The 18,145-nt window shown below is 61.6% G+C and carries 11 protein-coding genes; 6 read left to right on the plus strand and 5 right to left on the minus strand.

Translation table 11 applies throughout. The annotated features are described in order from the left end of the window. The first annotated feature begins 146 nt into the window (after positions 1 to 146). The 6 genes from dusB to ACZRMS_RS00110 all read left to right on the plus strand — a co-directional run bounded on the left by dusB (position 147) and on the right by ACZRMS_RS00110 (position 8,244). Positions 147 to 1,160, plus strand: a complete 1,014-nt coding sequence (gene dusB / locus ACZRMS_RS00085) for a tRNA dihydrouridine synthase DusB (RefSeq protein ID WP_463993582.1) — start codon at positions 147 to 149, stop codon at positions 1,158 to 1,160. After that, complete coding sequence (gene fis / locus ACZRMS_RS00090; protein WP_003439210.1) at positions 1,157 to 1,477, plus strand: DNA-binding transcriptional regulator Fis; 321 nt, start codon at positions 1,157 to 1,159, stop codon at positions 1,475 to 1,477. Before dusB ends, fis begins: the two co-directional genes overlap by 4 nt. A gap of 81 nt (positions 1,478 to 1,558) precedes the next feature. Next, positions 1,559 to 3,166 (plus strand): bifunctional phosphoribosylaminoimidazolecarboxamide formyltransferase/IMP cyclohydrolase, encoded by a 1,608-nt coding sequence (gene purH, locus ACZRMS_RS00095; protein ID WP_463993583.1) that lies wholly within the window; start codon positions 1,559 to 1,561, stop codon positions 3,164 to 3,166. 182 nt (positions 3,167 to 3,348) lie between these two features. Beyond that, positions 3,349 to 4,647, plus strand: coding sequence for a phosphoribosylamine--glycine ligase (gene purD, locus ACZRMS_RS00100; RefSeq protein ID WP_463993584.1), 1,299 nt, complete (start codon positions 3,349 to 3,351; stop codon positions 4,645 to 4,647). Positions 4,648 to 4,746: 99 nt separating this feature from the next. Beyond that, the gene (locus ACZRMS_RS00105; RefSeq protein ID WP_463993585.1) at positions 4,747 to 7,527 is read left to right on the plus strand and encodes a hybrid sensor histidine kinase/response regulator; all 2,781 of its coding nucleotides are present in this window, start codon (positions 4,747 to 4,749) and stop codon (positions 7,525 to 7,527) included. A gap of 120 nt (positions 7,528 to 7,647) precedes the next feature. Further along, a complete protein-coding gene (locus tag ACZRMS_RS00110; RefSeq protein ID WP_463993586.1) occupies positions 7,648 to 8,244 on the plus strand; it encodes a MarC family protein in 597 nt (198 codons plus the stop codon). 117 nt (positions 8,245 to 8,361) lie between these two features. Here the strand turns inward: ACZRMS_RS00110 and cobJ are convergent, their stop codons facing one another. From cobJ to ACZRMS_RS00135, 5 genes are all read right to left on the minus strand, one after another. Further along, entirely contained in the window at positions 8,362 to 10,029 is a 1,668-nt protein-coding gene (cobJ, locus tag ACZRMS_RS00115; RefSeq protein WP_463993587.1) for a precorrin-3B C(17)-methyltransferase, read from the minus strand. Further along, positions 10,026 to 10,760 (minus strand): precorrin-2 C(20)-methyltransferase, encoded by a 735-nt coding sequence (locus ACZRMS_RS00120; protein ID WP_463993588.1) that lies wholly within the window; start codon positions 10,758 to 10,760, stop codon positions 10,026 to 10,028. Before ACZRMS_RS00120 ends, cobJ begins: the two co-directional genes overlap by 4 nt. Continuing rightward, a complete protein-coding gene (locus ACZRMS_RS00125; RefSeq protein WP_261739908.1) occupies positions 10,757 to 11,383 on the minus strand; it encodes a precorrin-8X methylmutase in 627 nt (208 codons plus the stop codon). Before ACZRMS_RS00125 ends, ACZRMS_RS00120 begins: the two co-directional genes overlap by 4 nt. Beyond that, positions 11,376 to 12,707: a precorrin-3B synthase gene (gene cobG, locus ACZRMS_RS00130; RefSeq protein ID WP_463993589.1), complete on the minus strand. Its 1,332-nt coding sequence runs from the start codon at positions 12,705 to 12,707 to the stop codon at positions 11,376 to 11,378. The genes ACZRMS_RS00125 and cobG overlap by 8 nt, the downstream gene beginning before the upstream one ends. Before the next feature lie 86 nt (positions 12,708 to 12,793). Continuing rightward, positions 12,794 to 18,067, minus strand: a complete 5,274-nt coding sequence (locus ACZRMS_RS00135; protein WP_463993590.1) for a dermonecrotic toxin domain-containing protein — start codon at positions 18,065 to 18,067, stop codon at positions 12,794 to 12,796. Positions 18,068 to 18,145: the final 78 nt, after the last annotated feature.

The following is an 18,145-nucleotide window of genomic DNA, read 5'->3' on the forward strand; positions in this document are numbered from 1 at the left end:
AGCTTGAAGCGTGTCACTTGCAGCTGCTTTTCCGCCTTTGCTGTTCAATTTTTATCCAATTGCGTCTTTAACCAGTCATCGAGAGCGGGTATCATGCCAACCCTTTTTCGAACTCCCAAGATCCGGCCCCACAACAGGGAAGTCCTATGTCGGCGGTACGCATCGGCCCATATACATTGCACAACGGTTTGATTCTCGCCCCCATGGCGGGCGTCACCGACCAGCCCTTTCGTCAGCTTTGTCGACGGATGGGTGCAGGCCTGGTTGTTTCGGAAATGGTCACCAGTGACATGAGTCTCTGGAACAGCCGAAAATCGCGCCTGCGCATGATTCACGACGGTGATCCCGAGCCTCGCTCGGTACAGATCGCCGGCGGTGATGCGCAAATGCTGGCAGACGCCGCCAGGGCCAATGTGGAGCTGGGCGCACAGATTATTGACATCAACATGGGTTGCCCGGCAAAGAAGGTCTGCAACAAGGCCGCCGGCTCCGCATTGCTGAAAGACGAAGCACTGGTAAACGAGATCCTGCAGGCCGTTGTGGCTGCTGTGGATGTGCCGGTTACCCTGAAGATCCGTACCGGCTGGGACCGGGATAACAAGAACGGCCTGACGGTGGCAAAAATCGCCGAACAAGCCGGGATCACAGCGCTTGCGGTGCACGGCAGAACCCGTGCCGACCTGTACACCGGCGAAGCCGAGTACGACACCATTGCCGCCATCAAGCAGGCCGTGTCGATTCCGGTCTTTGCCAACGGCGACATCGATTCACCCCACAAGGCCCGGCACGTGCTGCACGCAACCGGCGCCGACGGACTGTTGATTGGCAGGGCGGCCCAGGGGCGGCCCTGGATTTTTCGCGAGATTGATCACTACCTGCGTACCGGCGATCTGCTGCCGGCACCGGAGATGGATGAAGTGGAACGTATTCTGCTAGAGCATCTGGCTGCATTGCATACCTTCTATGGGGAGGTACTGGGCGTTCGTATTGCCCGCAAGCACGTCGGTTGGTATCTGGCAACCTTGCCGGGCGCCAAGGAGTTTCGCGCCCACTTCAATCGTTTAGAAGATACGGAAGCACAATGCGCCAACGTTCAGGCGTTTTTCGCCGAACGACACAAGAGCCTGGTGACAGGGGACGAAGGATGGGTGGCCGCATGACGATGATGACCGAGACATTAGTGAGTGGAACAACGCCCGTGAGCGACAACGTCAACTTGAAACAGCACCTCAATACACCGAGCGAAGAAGGTCAGACCCTTCGCGGGAGTGTCGAAAAGGCGCTGCACAATTATTTCGCCCACCTGGAGGGCGCTGAAGTCACGGACGTCTACAACCTGGTACTTTCCGAAGTCGAGGCTCCCCTTCTCGAGTGCGTCATGAACTACGTCAAGGGCAACCAGACCAAGGCCTCCGAGCTGCTGGGCCTCAATCGCGGCACCTTGCGCAAAAAGCTCAAACAGTACGATCTGCTGTAAGCATTCAATCAAACCTGAAAGGCGTCCCCGTAAAACGGGCCGCCTTTTTTGCTGACTCCTTTGCTTTTGATGGAAATCGAGATGACCGATCAGACTACCCGCCTGCCGATCCGCCGCGCTCTAATCAGCGTTTCCGACAAAACCGGAATCCTTGATTTCGCCCGTGAACTGGAAGCCCTCGGCGTCGAGATCCTGTCCACCGGCGGTACTTTCAAGCTGCTGCAAGACAACGGCGTAGCCGCGGTTGAAGTCGCGGACTACACCGGCTTTGCAGAAATGATGGACGGTCGGGTGAAAACCCTGCACCCGAAAATCCATGGCGGCATCCTTGGCCGTCGCGGCATCGACGACGACATCATGAGCGAGCACGGCATCAAGCCGATCGACCTGGTAGCCGTAAACCTCTATCCGTTTGAAGCCACCATCTCCAAGCCAGGCTGCGACCTGCCGACCGCCATCGAGAACATCGATATCGGCGGCCCGACCATGGTTCGCTCCGCCGCAAAAAACCACAAAGACGTGGCCATCGTGGTGAATGCCAGCGACTACGCCAACGTTCTGGAAAACCTCAAGGCCGGCGGCCTGACCTACGCACAGCGTTTCGACCTGATGCTCAAGGCCTTCGAACACACCGCTGCCTACGACGGCATGATCGCCAACTATCTGGGCACTGTTGACCAGGCCGCACAGACCCTGAGCACAGAAGGCCGCAGCCTGTTCCCGCGCACCTTCAACAGCCAGTTCATCAAGGCTCAGGAAATGCGTTACGGCGAGAACCCGCACCAGAGCGCGGCGTTCTACGTTGAAGCCAAGCCTGCTGAAGTCAGCATCGCCACCGCCACCCAGCTGCAAGGCAAGGAGCTGTCGTTCAACAACGTGGCCGACACCGACGCCGCGCTGGAATGCGTAAAAAGCTTCGTCAAACCGGCTTGTGTCATCGTCAAGCACGCCAACCCGTGCGGCGTGGCCGTAAGCCCGGACGCTGAAGGCGGCATTCGCCAGGCCTACGAGCTGGCTTACGCCACCGACACCGAGTCCGCGTTCGGCGGCATCATCGCCTTCAACCGTGAGCTGGACGCCGAAACGGCCAAGGCCATCGTTGAACGCCAGTTCGTTGAAGTGATCATCGCCCCGTCCGTGAGCGTCGAGGCCCGCGCCATCGTGGCTGCCAAAGCCAACGTTCGCCTGCTGGCCTGCGGCGAATGGAGCGCAGACCGCGCCCCGGCCTGGGACTTCAAACGCGTCAATGGCGGTTTGCTGGTGCAAAGCCGCGACATCCAGATGATCGGCAGCGAAGACCTGAAGGTCGTGACCAAGCGCGCACCGACCGAGCAAGAGATCAACGACCTGATCTTTGCCTGGAAAGTAGCCAAGTACGTGAAGTCCAACGCCATCGTCTACGCCAAGAACCGTCAGACCATCGGTGTCGGCGCGGGCCAGATGAGCCGCGTAAACTCGGCCCGTATTGCTGCGATCAAGGCTGAACATGCCGGTCTGCAAGTACAGGGTTCGGTCATGGCATCGGATGCGTTCTTCCCGTTCCGTGACGGCCTGGACAACGCAGCCAAGGCCGGTATCACCGCCGTGATCCAGCCAGGCGGTTCGATGCGCGACAACGAAGTGATCGCGGCCGCTGACGAAGCCGGCATTGCCATGGTATTCACCGGCATGCGCCACTTCCGTCACTAACGGCACGATCCCATGCAGGCACTGGCTTATGTGGAAGCTGGCTTGCCTGCGATAGCAACACCTCGGCATATCTGAAACACCGAGGTGGCTGTATCGCGGGCAAGCCCGGCTCCCACAAAAGCCCGACCTTCAGGCACCCTAGCGGTGCTCACCAGAATTCAGCGTCATCCGAGGTTTTTGAAATGAATGTTTTGATCATTGGCAGCGGTGGCCGCGAACACGCACTGGCCTGGAAAGTCGCTCAGGACCCACGTGTCACTAAAGTCTTCGTTGCCCCGGGCAACGCCGGTACCGCCATTGAAGCCAAGTGCGAGAACGTCGCTATCGACGTACTGGCCCTTGAGCAGCTTGCGGATTTTGCCGAGAAGAATGTCTCCCTGACCATCGTTGGCCCGGAAGTGCCATTGGTTGCCGGTGTGGTTGATCTGTTCCGCGCCCGCGGCCTGGACTGCTTCGGCCCTACGGCTGGCGCTGCTCAGCTGGAAGGCTCCAAGGCGTTCACCAAGGACTTCCTGGCGCGTCACAAGATCCCGACCGCCGATTACCAGAACTTCACTGAAATCGAACCGGCCCTGGCTTACCTGCAGAAAGTCGGCGCACCGATCGTGATCAAGGCCGACGGCCTGGCAGCAGGCAAAGGCGTGATCGTCGCCATGACCCTGACCGAAGCCGAAGACGCCGTACGCGACATGCTCGCGGGCAACGCGTTTGGCGAAGCCGGTTCGCGCGTCGTGATCGAAGAGTTCCTCGACGGCGAAGAAGCCAGCTTCATCGTGATGGTCGATGGCAAGAACGTCCTGCCAATGGCTACCAGCCAGGACCACAAACGTGTGGGCGACGCCGACACCGGCCCGAACACCGGCGGCATGGGTGCTTACTCCCCTGCCCCGGTAGTCACCGCCGAAGTTCACCAGCGAGTGATGGACCTGGTGATCTGGCCGACCGTGCGCGGCATGGCTGAAGAAGGCAACGTCTACACCGGTTTCCTGTACGCCGGTCTGATGATCGACAAGGCCGGCAACCCGAAAGTCATCGAGTTCAACTGCCGCTTCGGCGACCCGGAAACCCAACCGGTGATGCTGCGTCTGCAATCGAGCCTGGTGTTGCTGATCGAAGCGGCACTGGCCCAGGCGCTGGACAAGGTTGAAGCCCAATGGGACCCGCGTCCGAGCCTGGGTATCGTTCTGGCCGCCGGCGGCTACCCTGGCGACTACGCCAAGGGTGCCGTGATCCACGGTCTGGATGCGGCCGCCAAGCTGGAAGGCAAGGTGTTCCATGCCGGTACCGCCCTCAACGCGGCAGGCGAAGTCGTCACCTCCGGCGGTCGTGTACTGTGCGCGACCGCCATGGGTGACACCGTTCAAGCAGCGCAACACAAGGCTTACGAGCTGGCCAAGGCCATCGAGTGGGACGGCTGCTTCTACCGTAACGATATTGGCTACCGAGCCATTGCACGCGAACGCGGTGAAGATCAGGAATAAGCACTTCACATGGATAGGCAAGGGCCCACAGCCCTTGCCTATCTATTCCAGCCCCGCGCATAGTTATCATCTGACTTCAATCTACGAAGGGATTTCGCCGTGCGCTGGCTAAGGATCGCCACAACTTTAATCGTCAGCCTGCTGACGACCCTGCTCTGTCTCATGCCCGTGCAAGCTGCGTCGGGTACCAGCTGGTCTGTCCTGTCAGATCCCCAGGCTAGCCTGCAGCTGAGCGATGTACGCTCCCCACGCTTATCCAGTCAGTTCAGCCCCGTCGACCTTGCCCGCCTGAGCGCTGCCGAGCCCGGCGAAGTCCTGTGGCTGCGGGTACGCCTGCAACCTGACAAACACGAACAGGTCCTGCGGGTGTTCGCCCCTGATCTGGCCCGTCTGGACATGTACGTGTTCGATGATCAAAAACTGATCAGCGAAATCAACACCGGTGCCGCCTTACCCCTGGACAACAAACCCCTGCCGAGCAGTGATTACCTGTTGCCCCTGCCCCAAAGCGCCAAAGCCCTGGATGTATACCTGCGCATGGTCTCCGACCATCAACTGCGCCCCCACATTACCCTCGACACTGCCGTCATGCTGGCCGCCAACCAGAACAAGCCCTTGCTCTACGGCCTGTTGCTCGGCTGCATTTCGATGCTGTTGCTGCAGAACATCATTCGCTTCATCTTCAGCCGCTCGCCCAGCAGCTTGTGGCTCGCCATCTGTGAAGCGCTGCTGATGACCAGCTCAATACTGTTCCTGAACCTGCTGGACCCCTGGCTCCCCGACTGGAGCGGTACACGCATCCCCGGCGCCTACCTGACACTGCTGCTGACCGCCCCCTGCGGGCTGATGTTTACCTACAGCTTTTTTGCGAACCGCGGCTCGCATCCGCTGCACAAGTTGTTGCTGCTGGACATTCTGATCATCACGCTCGGCGGCCTGCTGTTGCTGTTTATCGACAACCTGGCGCTTAACCTCATCACCTACGCCCTGGTCGGGCTGGCGAGCATCAGCATCCTGGCGGTCTCGATTTACCACTGGCAACAGGGCTACCGCCCGGCCCGCATGTTTGTCGCCGCGATGGTGATTTTCAATATCGGCACCCTGGTGATTCTCCCCGCGCTGCTGGGCCTGACCCTGATCGCCCCGCAAGAACTGGTTCTGGCGCTGATGTTGATCATCTGCATCAGCGGCTTCTTGATGAGCATCGCCGTCAGCGAGCGCAATCGCAGCATCACCCAGGACCAATTCAGCATCAGCCGCGATCTGGCCGCCAGTAACGCCGAGGTGAACGCCAAGGCCGAGTTCCTGGCCAAGATCAGCCATGAGATCCGTACCCCCATGAACGGCGTTCTGGGCATGACCGAGCTGCTGCTGGGCACGCCGCTGTCGGTCAAGCAACGCGACTACGTGCAGACCATCCACAGCGCGGGCAACGAGTTGCTGACGCTGATTAACGAGATCCTCGATATCTCCAAACTCGAATCAGGCCAAATCGAGCTGGACGACGTGCAGTTCGACCTCAACGCCCTGATCGAAGACTGCCTGAGTATTTTCCGCACCAAAGCCGAGCAACAGAACGTCGAACTCATCAGCTTTATCCAGCCCCAGGTACCCCGGGTGATCAGCGGTGATCCCACGCGCCTGCGCCAAACCCTGCTGAGCCTGCTGGAAAGCTCCCTGAAGAAGACCGATGAAGGCGAGATCCTGATCGTTGTCGCCCTGGAAGATCGCAATGGCTCGCCCCGCTTGCGCATTGCCATTCAAGACTCCGGCGAACCGATGGATGAACAGGAGCGCGACGCCCTGTTGCACGCCGAACTGCACAGCAAGAACTTCCTCGCCGCGACCCGCCTGGGCGGCCATTTGGGGCTGGTGATCGCACGCCAGCTGATCATGTTGATGGGCGGCGAGTTCGGTATCAAATCAGGGCAAACCACCGGCAGCAACCTGTGGCTGACCCTGCCCCTGGACCCGCAACACCTTGAACACCCGACATCGGATCTGGACAGCCCGCTCAAAGGCGCACGGGTGCTGGTGGTCGACGACAACGACACTTGCCGCAAAGTGCTGGTGCAGCAATGCTCCGCCTGGGGCCTGAACGTCAGCGCCGCCGCATCGGGCAAAGAGGCCCTGGCCCTGCTGCGGACCAAGGCGCACTTGCGTGATTACTTCGACATCGTACTGCTGGACCAGAACATGCCCGGCATGACCGGCATGCAGCTGGCAGCCAAGATCAAGGAAGACCCGAGCCTGAACCACGATATCCTGCTGGTCATGCTCACCGGCATCAGCAACGCGCCGAGCAAGATCATTGCGCGCAACTGCGGGATCAAACGCATCCTGGCCAAACCGGTGGCCGGCTACACCCTTAAAACCACCCTGGCCGATGAACTGACCCAGCGCAACAAGGGCCATGCCACGGCACAAACCCCGGCCAATGGCCCGGCCGCCGTGCCGGTCTCAGTCCCCAGCGACTTCCGCATCCTGGTGGCCGAAGACAACAACATCTCGACCAAGGTCATTCGCGGCATGCTGGGCAAGCTCAACTTGCATCCGGACACGGCCTGCAACGGCGAAGAAGCCCTGAAGGCGATGAAAGCCCAGCACTACGACCTGGTTCTGATGGACTGTGAAATGCCCGTGCTGGACGGCTTTTCGGCCACGGAGCAATTGCGCGCCTGGGAAGTCAGCCATCAGCGGGTACGCACGCCGGTGGTCGCACTGACCGCGCACATCCTCACCGAGCACAAGGAGCGTGCCCGGCAGGCTGGCATGGACGGGCACATGTCCAAACCCGTAGAGCTGTCGCAGTTGCGTGAGCTGGTGGAGTTTTGGGTCGAACAGCGTGAGTTGCGTCAATCCCGCACCCAACACTCCTAGAGTCTGTTGACGTTTCGGGTCGCGTGTCACAACGAAACGTCAACAGCCCCTAGAAGCCCCCGACAGACCACCAAAGCCCTGATAGACTTTCGGCGCCCTCCTTCGATGTGAGCTCAGACCATGCTCCATGTGTTGTTCAGTGTGTACTTGAAGATGCTGGTGCTCTACAGCCCGTTTTTCGTGCTGTCGTGCTTTATCAGCCTGACCCGGGGTTACTCGAACAAGGAACGCCGCCGTCTGGCCTGGAAGGTGGCACTGGCCACGCTGATCTCCAGCGTGCTGCTCTACCTGTTCGGGCGCGCGATCTTCAATGTGTTCGGCATTACCGTTGACGCCTTCCGCATCGGTGCCGGCAGCGTGCTGTTTATCTCCGCACTGGGCATGGCCCAAGGCAAGTCGGCGGTGCAGACCGATAACGTGCAGCAGGACGTGACCATTGTTCCGTTGACCATCCCGCTGACGGTGGGCCCCGGCACCATCGGTGCGCTGCTGGTCATGGGCGTCAGCCAGCCCCACTGGGACGACAAACTGATGGCGATCGTCAGCATTGCGCTGGCGAGCCTTACGGTCGGCGTGGTGCTTTACCTTTCCAACCGGATCGAGCGGATTCTGGGCGAACAGGGATTGCAGATTGTCAGCCGCTTGATGGGCCTGTTCGTCTGCGCCCTTGCAGCGCAGATCATCTTTACCGGGATCAGGGGCTATATGGTCCCCTGACCGACAGCAAAACATGTGGGAGCGGGCTTGCTCGCGATGGCATCACCGCGCGGTACCTGGCATACCGCGGCGTCTGCATCGCGAGCAAGCCCGCTCCCACAGTATTTTCTATAACCCTCAGGGCTTCTCGCCATACCAGCGCGGCGTGTACACCCACGCGGAGCCATCGGCACGGGCAAACGTGCAGGTGGTCGACGAACCCACCAACACCATGGTGCGCATATCCACCTGATCCGGCGTCAACTCGCCCAGCGTAGTCACCCGCAGGGTCTGGCCCGGGCGGCCGATATCACGGCCCAGCACCACCGGCGTTTGAGGCGTGCGATGACGTCTGACAATATCCAGCGCAACACCCAGCTGCCACGGCCGTGAGCGGGAGATCGGGTTGTAGAACGCCAGGGCCAGGTCCGCTTCGCTCGCCAGGTCCAGACGCTTCTCGATAATGCTCCACGGCTTGAGGTTGTCCGACAGCGACATCACACAGAAGTCATGCCCCAGCGGCGCACCCGCCTGCGCAGCAGTGGCCAGCGACGCGGACACCCCGGGCAGTATTTCAAGATCAACGCTGTGCCACTGCGGGTCCGTGGACTCGTGCAAGGCCTCCAGCACAGCGGCGGCCATGGCAAACACGCCGGGATCACCCGAAGACACCACCACCACCGAACGGCCTTGCGCCGCCAGCTCGAAGGCATGGCGTGCGCGCTGCATTTCTTCGCGGTTGTCGGTGCAGTGCATCACCTGATCGTCGCGAAACGGCCCCGCCATGCGCACATAGGTTTCATAGCCCAGCACATCATTGGCGCGGGCCAGCTCGGCCTTGACCGCCGGCACCATCAGCTCGGCAGCCCCCGGGCCAAGGCCGATCACCGCCAAACGCCCCCGTGGCCGACCCATCTGCTGCGGGTCCAATGGCGCGGGCGCCACCCCCAGCGCCAGGCCGTTGCCCAGCTCTCGCCAGTCACCCGCCAACGCCGGCTCACCCACGCTGACAAACCTGAGCGGCACCGCCAGTTCGAGGGCCGTCTCACGCAACTGCGCGCTGACCATCAAGGTGTCGACCGCGACAATGCAGGCCAGGGATTGCCTGGCCAGCTTCGCGTCGTGCAACGCCTCGCGAATCCTCTGCGCCGAGACCTCAGCACTCACCTTCACCAGCACCGTGCGGGCATAGATCATCAGCTCATCAGCCACCGGCTCACGCTCGGCGCTGCCTACGTGAATGGCCAAACGCGCCTGCTGACTTTCAGGCAGTTGTGCGCGTGCCAACCATGGCGCCTCGCCTTCGATCCGTACCGATTCGCCCGCCAGCAAGTCCGAAACAAAGCGCTTGCCCAGCTCCAGATCACCCAGGGCATAACCGCTCGGCGGGTTGAGCAGGCAGGTGCCAAAACGCAACTCGCCACTGGTGGTAATGGCCGGGGCCACGCCCAGGGCCGACGCGATTTCCCGCGCCAGATCGTTCACACCGCCCAGCCCGCCCAAGAGCGGCACCACAGCGCTCGCGTCTTCGGCGACCGCCAGAACCGGCGGCTCGGCGCCCTTTTCCAGCAGCAAGGGCGCCAGCGTGCGGATCACAATGCCCGCTGCGCACAGGGCAATAATCGGCGTGTCTTGCTGATACAGCTGGCGCAACGTGGCGCCAAAATCGCTGTACACACGGTCGGCGCCATCAACACGCTCCGCCAGGCCATAAATCAGCGCCTCGGGATAACGCTGCTGAATCCGCCGCGCAGTGTTCAGGCTGCCAGTGCCCAGGATGACAATGGCCGGTGCTGGCCGACTCATCCCTGCCACCGTTCGCCCGGCACGATAATCAGCGAGAAGTAAGGCGACGACATGGGTTCGACTTCATTGAGCGGCACGATTTTCTGATTGCTCATGGTGGCGCGCTCGACGTACAGCGCACGCTCGGCCAGGCCCAGTTCGCCCAACACTTCGCGCACTTTATGGAAGTTGCGCCCCAGCTTCATGATCACCGCCGCATCGGCAACCGCCAGTCGCGACTTGAGTTCGTCGTGGGGCAGCACGCCCGACAGCACCGACAGGCTCTGATTGCGATACACCAGCGGCACGCCCAGCACCGAAGCACCGCCCAGCATCGAGCACACACCCGGCACCACTTGCGCTTCAAAGCGCTGGGCCAGACGGTCGTGCAGGTACATGTAGGAGCCGTAGAAGAACGGGTCGCCTTCGCAGATCACCGCCACATCACGGCCAGCGGCCAGATGCACGGCCACTTCCTCGGCGGCCTGATCATAGAAATCGCTGATCACTTGTTCGTACGACAACGGCGCCGGCAACACTTCAGTGGTCACCGGGTACACCAGCGGCATCTGCGTCTGCTCATTTTGCAGATGGGCCTCGATGATGCCGAACGCATTGCCTTTTTTGCCTTTGGCCACGAAGTACGCCACCACCGGCGATTCGCGCAGCAGGCGCAGAGCTTTTACGGTAATCAGCTCAGGGTCGCCAGGGCCAACGCCCAGACCGATCAAACGTCCTGGTTGCGCCATCATTCGATCTCCGTCGCCAGTGCGTTGACGGCAGCCGCAGCCATCGCGCTGCCGCCACGGCGGCCCTGCATGATGACAAACGGCACCCCCCGGCTGTCTGCCGCCAGCATCGCCTTGGACTCGGCAGCGCCCACAAACCCCACCGGGAAGCCCAGAATCAGGGCCGGTTTCGGTGCGCCGGCGTCGATCATTTCCAGCAGATAGAACAGCGCGGTGGGCGCATTGCCAATCACCACCACGCTGCCTTCCAGGTACGGACGCCACAGCTCAAGGGCCACCGCCGAACGGGTGTTGCCCTTCTCAAGGGCCAGTTCGGGTACGCCCTCTTCACGCAGGGTACAAATCACCGGGTTGTTGGCCGGCAAACGGGTACGGGTCACGCCCTCGGACACCATGCGCGCATCACACAAAATCGCCGCACCAGCGGCCAGTGCATCACGCCCGGCCTTGCCCGCACCCGGCGAAAAGCGCAGGTCTTCAATCGCGTCGACCATGCCGCAGGCGTGAATCACCCGCACGGCGAGCTTTTCCAGGTCTGCCGGGATGCTGGCCAGATTGGCCTCGGCGCGAATAATGGCGAACGAGTTGCGATAGATCTCTTGACCATCGCGGATGTAATCAATCATCGGTGTTGCTCCGTTGGCGGGACTCAAGCCAGGCCCTCGCCGCTTCAATAGTAAGGTTGCGCCCACACAGAACACCGAAACCCGGCTGTTCTGGGGCACGTAAATAAAGGTCGTAATGACCGGGCGCCACGGCCAGCAATGTGACCGGCGCAATGTGGGCGGCTGCGCAAGAACGCTGGCAGCCGGTCAAATGGATATTCAGCGGTTGCGTCAGGCTCGCGGCCAGTTGCCGGGCGTCCTGCTTGGTGTCAGCCAGGCCTTTGGCGCAAGCGCTGGAGCCGGTGCAGGCGATCAGGTGCGCCAACGGGCTGGTGGCGTCACAGACCAACCCCAGGGCCGCCAACTCAAGGGTCAGCGCCTCGGCCTGTGCTGTGGCCACATTTGGCAGCAACACACTTTGCCACGGGGTGAACCGCAGAGTGCCGTCGCCGAAGCGCTCGGCCAGCCCGGCCAGCCCGGCCAGCACAGTGGCATCCAGTCGGCCCAGCGCCAGTGCAGCCCCCACATACACCTGGCCGGATTCGCTCTGTGGCCAGGTGCCGAGGTGGCACGCCGCCGAAGGTGCGGGGCGGTGCCAACCGGGCAGCGGAACCAGCGCAACGCTGAGCCGCTGCGCCAGTTGCCCGACAAGCGCTTGAAGCGTGACCTCCTCCAGCAGATGACGCATGCGAGTCTGTTCGGGCCGAGCCAGATCCAGAAACAGCATCAGCACGGCCATGACCAGTTCATGGCCGTGTTCCACAGGCACTGCCGCCAGCGCCGGATCGTGTGCCGGACAACCGGCAAAGCCAAAGGCCAGCAGCGCCTGACCGTCCTGGCTGAACGCCGACAACCACAAATCATGGGGGTGTTCGAGCATGGCCAGCGCCTCGCCGCCGTCCAGTTGCACGGCGAACTTGGCCGACAATTGGGCAAGCCTGGGCGTGCTTTGCAGGCTGGCCAGTACCTGCCGGGCCAGGGGCCGCGTATCGATCTGCATCTGCGGGTCGATCCCCGCGCTCGGGCTGAGCATCACGTTGCGCACATCGTCACCGGCCGCCGTCGCCGGCCCGAGCCCGGCCGCCAGCAAGGGTTCGATCAAGGCCCGATGCTGCGGCCCCACACCGCGAACTTGCAGGTTGGCACGGTTGGTCGCCTCAATCACGCCACTGGCATAACGCTGAGCCACATCGGCCACGGCGCGGGCCTGATGGGCGGTGATGGAGCCACCGTCCAGCTTGACCCGGCAGATCCCGCCATCCATCGCCTGGACGATACGCAGCAACCCCGGGCAAGCCGAAGGGCGCACAGGCGTCGTGACAGAAAATTCAGGTGGCAAGGTCAAGGGACTATCCAGGGCAGGCAATGCGCTATTGCAGGTGGCGCATTATGCCTGCTTTGGGCTCGCGCATGAAAATGCCTACCCCGGGCTCAGCCCACCGACTGCGGTAATTTCGGGTGAATGCGCCCCAATTCGTTGATCAGCAAGACCACGCTATCGGCATTGGCCAGCATCATATCGATACGTTTCAAGGGGTCATCCCTGAAGACCAAACGGGCTTGAGCCAGTGTCGGCACACCGGCAATTTTTTTAATCCGGGCCTTCGCAGCGCCTCTGGGTATGTCCACCCATTGCTGGGTCGCGGAATCAGTACCCTGGAATAAATGCTCCAGGGAGATATACGGCGAATGCGCCGCCTGAAGATGCTCGGAGTTGTTCAGCAGTACGGTGCCGTAGGATGTTTGCTCATCCAGCAAGTCCGCATAGGGAAAACCGGGGTTGGTATACATAATATCTTCGGTGCCCAGGACCTGATGGGAGACTTCATGCAACAGGAACGAGGCTCGATAGTGCTGGGTGACCGCAAATGTGCCGGCGCCTCGCTTCAAATAGCGATGGGTCAATGCATAGGGCTGTTCAAACAAGGTCTCGAAGAAAGATCCGGTCAGGTAAATAAGTTTGCTCGGGTCTGAGATATTGACAAAGGCTACTGCATTGTCCGCAAAACGTGCTCTGCACACGACGTACTTGCCTGACGTCCGGGGTGACATATCGGGGTGCAGAAACCTGGCAAGCATGGGCTCGATCGTTTGATTGAGTCGCGCCAGCATCACCCCGTCAAAGCGCTCCACATTGAAGAAGCCCTCCAGCAGTTCACGGTTACTGGCATTGTGCGCGCCGGCCTCGTTGAGCGTATGCAACGCACTCTGGCAGCGCTGCAAGTAGGTGCTGGCCAGCGCGTGGGCTTCCTGGATCTTCAACGCCTTATCGGGAAAGCGCCGTTGAATGCTGCTCATGCCGACTGCATTCATGTCGTAGGCAAACGAATACAGGCCGAGGAGGGTTTTGGAATACACCGGGCCACCGCCCAACAACGGTTCCCGGGTGTCCAGCACCCACTGCTGGTGCTCGTTGAGCCTGACCAACGGACCTTCGCGTTGCTCTCCGATAAAAATACGCCAGCGCTCGCGCCATGCCACGAGCCGAAACACCTGCCCGGCCAATGATGCGTAGGTAAAGCCTGTAAGCAGGTCGCTGTAAAGATGCGTGTCGGGGTGTTTGAGCAACTCCACCAACGCCACATCATTGGCCGCGAACGGCTGCAGGCCGGCTTGCTGCTCAGGGCTCAGTTGTACGACGGAAGGCTCAGGCGTCGACAGCTCAGGCGTGGGGCGCGACACCACGGGTTCAAGCGCTGCGTCCTCGGGCTTGCTGGACGCCGCCATCATCAGCGTCAGGGCAAAATCCCCTACCGCTTCGCCCCACTCCCCTTGCTTTGCCGCCTCCACACCGGCACGCAACGATCCCAGGCTCTGCCATACCACCAGCGGAATACTCAACCTGGCCGGGAGGAACATCAGCGCAGTCTGTGCCAGCAACGACAGCAGGTACTTGAACGACTCCCAGTGGGCTTGTGCCGTGGAGGTCGATTGCGCCATCGCCATCTGGCGCAGCAATTGATAGTTGTCTTTGTACAGTTCCTTGAACAGATTGCCCCCAATGGGGCGGTAGGCCAGGGTTGGCGCGGCAGGCTTGAACAGTACTTCGTCCTCGGAAGCGTCGATATAGCGAGGTAAATGCGGCTCGACGAAGCCGCCGTTGGCATAGGTTCTGCGGGCATAAGGGGCAATGCGGGAGAGTATCAGCCCTTGCAGGTCGGTATCGGTACGCAACTGGTCGAGCAGGTCGGCGTCGCTGTCGCACACTTTGAAGGTAAAACGCTCGCTGTAATTGGCCCACAAAATCTGCGGCCCTGCGTCGGTCGACGCCGGGCCGACCAGGTACATCCCGCTGACCCGGTCAGGCTCACTCCCCGGCTCGGCAATCAGCTCCAGGGGCCGAATGATGATTGCGACACCGTCCAGGGGCAGGCGAGCCGAGCCATCGGGCATTTCCATGACATGGCGCAAGTAGCGGTAGGCGGTTTCACGCCTGAAGTCGATCAGTTTCTCTCGGAAGGCCTGTTCGATCACTTGTAACCCAAGGTGGCGGGCAAACTGCTGCTGGCGCCCGTCAGCCCCTGCACTGCCGGGCGCCAGCAGGGCCTGGAGCAAGGCCAGGTAGTGCCCGCCGATATCCAGCTTGCGAACCATGTGACGAAGGTAATCGGTATTCAGGGCCGGCGGCAGTGCCCCTCCGTTTTTACCTCGTACAAACAGCGTGTCTGCGTTCAACCGGGCAAAACCGCTCAGCGCAAACTGGGTCAGGCTTTGCACGGTACGGGCGGTGGCGGCCGGCAAGAAAGACGGAATATTGCCCGGCGTTACGGGCGCGGCAAGGTAGGTGTCGCTCTCCACTTCAATGGCATCCGGCTCGATCTCCTGGCCACGGAAATCGGCTTTCAGGCGCAACGTGAGCAGTGCCCGCGAGAAATCGTTTATTTCAGGGATGCCGTGCAGGTAACTCTGACCGCTCTGCCCTGCGGCCTGGTAGCGTTGCAGCCATTGCGCGTATTGCTGTTGATCGTCCGGCGTGGCTGTTTTCAGCCAGTCGGGCAGCGCGGCCTTGAATACCCGAAGGCGAGCCGATTCCATCACCCGCTCCAGCATCACTCCGGCATGGCCCTGGACCAACAGGCTCTGCGCGCTGTTTTCGAAACCCTGCGCCGACAAGGGCGTTTCCCCGGCCGAGCGACAGACAAAATCAGCATCCGCCAGCACCTTGTCGATAGCGGCTACCTGGGCGTGGACGGTGAAGTCCTGATCGATCCTCTCAAAATAGAACCAGCGGTTTTGCCCGGCGGGCTTCCAGTGCTCGCTGCCGTCCAGGTACGTCGACACGCGCCACTGCTCGGCCACGTTGACATGGGCCAGCAACTCCCAGCGCCGGGCCTTGTCCAGCAACCGTGCCTCAAGGTGCGCCGTGCAGTGATCCACAGATTCAAACCCTTCGAACCCGGCGGCCGGGGTCCAGACAATCGCCCGGCCCGCGTTGTCCGATTCCAGCCCGCCACGCTCGGTGAACAACAGGCAATTGACCACCGTCAGCGCCCCCAGCGGCCCATTGAAGGATAAGGAGATGCCAAATACATCGGGCACAAACTGATCGAGTGCCGTGCGTTGATGGCTCACGGGTTGGACCAGTACGTTGGCGAGCACCGCGCTGTCAGCCGAGCCAATGGCCTGCTCCAGGCGCATCAGCCGCAGATCGGCGCGCAACAGCGCCATTCTCAAAGTGGCCAGCCGAAACAACAACGCATCAGGTCCCTGCGGGCGGAAGGGGGTTAGAAAAAAACTACGCAGGTGCTGTGTGAACAACCGGTTGAAATCCGTGGCCGCATGGTCCAGTACCGTCAACACTTTGGTCCCCCCCAGGGTTTTCAGCACTTTCAATTCATCGCTGTTGGTTGAGCGCACGGCGGCCTGAATGAGTACAGGGTTGGCCGGCAGCGGTTGGGCACCGGTCACACGCTCTAGAAGCGCATCAATGAGTGCCACGCAGTGCACGGGCGCAAGACTTTGCTGCTGGGCATTCAGGGCAAAGGTTTGAACCACCACAGCGGCGGCATCCAGCCGCCCGTGCCCGGCCCGGGCCAGGGCCGCTGCCAGGCGCAACCGGGCAAATGAGCGCGGGGTTGGCCAGTGACGCAGCAGCCCGTCGCGCTGGGCTTCAACTTTGGCCAGCTTCAGACTCAGCTGGCTGGCCTGGTCCGGGTTGTCAATCGGCGTCAACCTCAGGCCATAGGCCCCCGGCACAAAACGGCTGCTCCAGCGCCGCTGGCTGTTTAACCCCAGCAGCCCCTGATCGATCAGCTCCCGAACATCGAGTGCGTGATCCACCCCCGCCAAAGCGATCCGCCCGGCCCGGAACTGCTTGAGCAGCAAGCTGAAATCACTCGATTGCCGGGCCTGGATCGATTGCACGCAAACGCTGAAAGCATCGACGCAGACGTTCTCGACACTCAACCGGGGCTCGACCATGGCGGTGATCAATTCATGTTGATCCGCCGGGATGTAGGGGGCGATAGACTCAAACAGCACCGCGTCCCGCAGGCGAGAAAGCACCCAGGTTTTGAAGTGGGCGCGAGTGTCATGTTTTATCAACCCCTGGGCCCCGCTAAATGAAAACACTGGCGTGTTGCGCCCCGGATAAAAAATACCCAACAACCCGCACAACGCCACTTCGCCCCTGTCCGGATCGAACACCGACAGCTGGGCGACCTGCTCCTGAGCGGTGGGGTCGGCGCCCGCACCGAGCCGTTGCAAACGGTCGAACTGCTCCCGGGTTATCAGCCCGTCATGCAGGGCCTGCAGGCCCTGGTGATAAAACAGGTCGCCCAACCGGGCGACGCAATAATCATGGGGGCTGGGCAGCGCCCCGGCTGCGGCCTGCCAATACGCCGCCAGCGCAGCCTGCGCGCGGGCCGCAAGGTGTTCGGTGGCCTGAAGCATCACGCGCACAACACGCTGTTCGACGGCCTCCGGGCTGGCGGCACCCGCGTCGTCGCTCGCGGGGAAACTCAGGAACTCCCGGCTTTCGCGGGCAGGCAGCTGGCCCTTGCAGTAAAAATCCAGCGCCGTCGAACTCAGGGTTGTGGTGATGACCTCGGCCGTCTGGGTCGGGGATGGCGCAGGTTTGCTGCTGCGCACCCACAGGTTGAGGGGATCGAGGTTAAACCCGGGGTACTCGCCCTCGAGTGCGATGCGCAACTGGGCGTCGAGGACGGCGCGCAACGAAGGGGCACCGACCAGGCTGCCCAACGTCTCTTCCCGGCAACGGGCCAGGTAATCAACCACCGCCTGGCTGGTGTGCTGCATGACCGGCGCCTGCACCGGCTGTGTCTGCAGGGTCAGCTCACCGGCCTTTATCAACTGGGGCCGTACATCCACCGGGGTAAAATGCAGCAGCACCGCCTGCTGCGAAACATCGTCGAGCCGCTGTTGCAGCGCCAGGTGCAGCGCACTTTGGTTGGCAAACCGCTCCAACGTACCCAAGGGCGTGAATAAAAATACCGTGCTGTCGGCTGTGACGTTTTCGTTAAGCAGTAAAGCCCCGGTCCAGTGCACCGCCCGGCACTGATGACGGGACAAGAACAGGTTATAGGCCCGGCCCGGCGCATCTGGGGAAGGGGCCTCCACAGCACGCTGCAGCCACTGCTTTTCGGCCGGGCTCAGCCCATTGGCCGATTCAAGCGCCGACAGGCAATGTGTGTAGCGATTGTGCAAAGCCTGAGACGTAAAAAACGGCTCCTGGGTAGCGTTCATCGTTTATCTCGCTAACGTGGCGGGCGGCCCGGCGGGCCCCCTGAAAATGAACTCAAACGCTACTGCGGGACCGCCCAG

The sequence above is a fragment of the Pseudomonas sp. B424 genome (assembly GCF_055408345.1).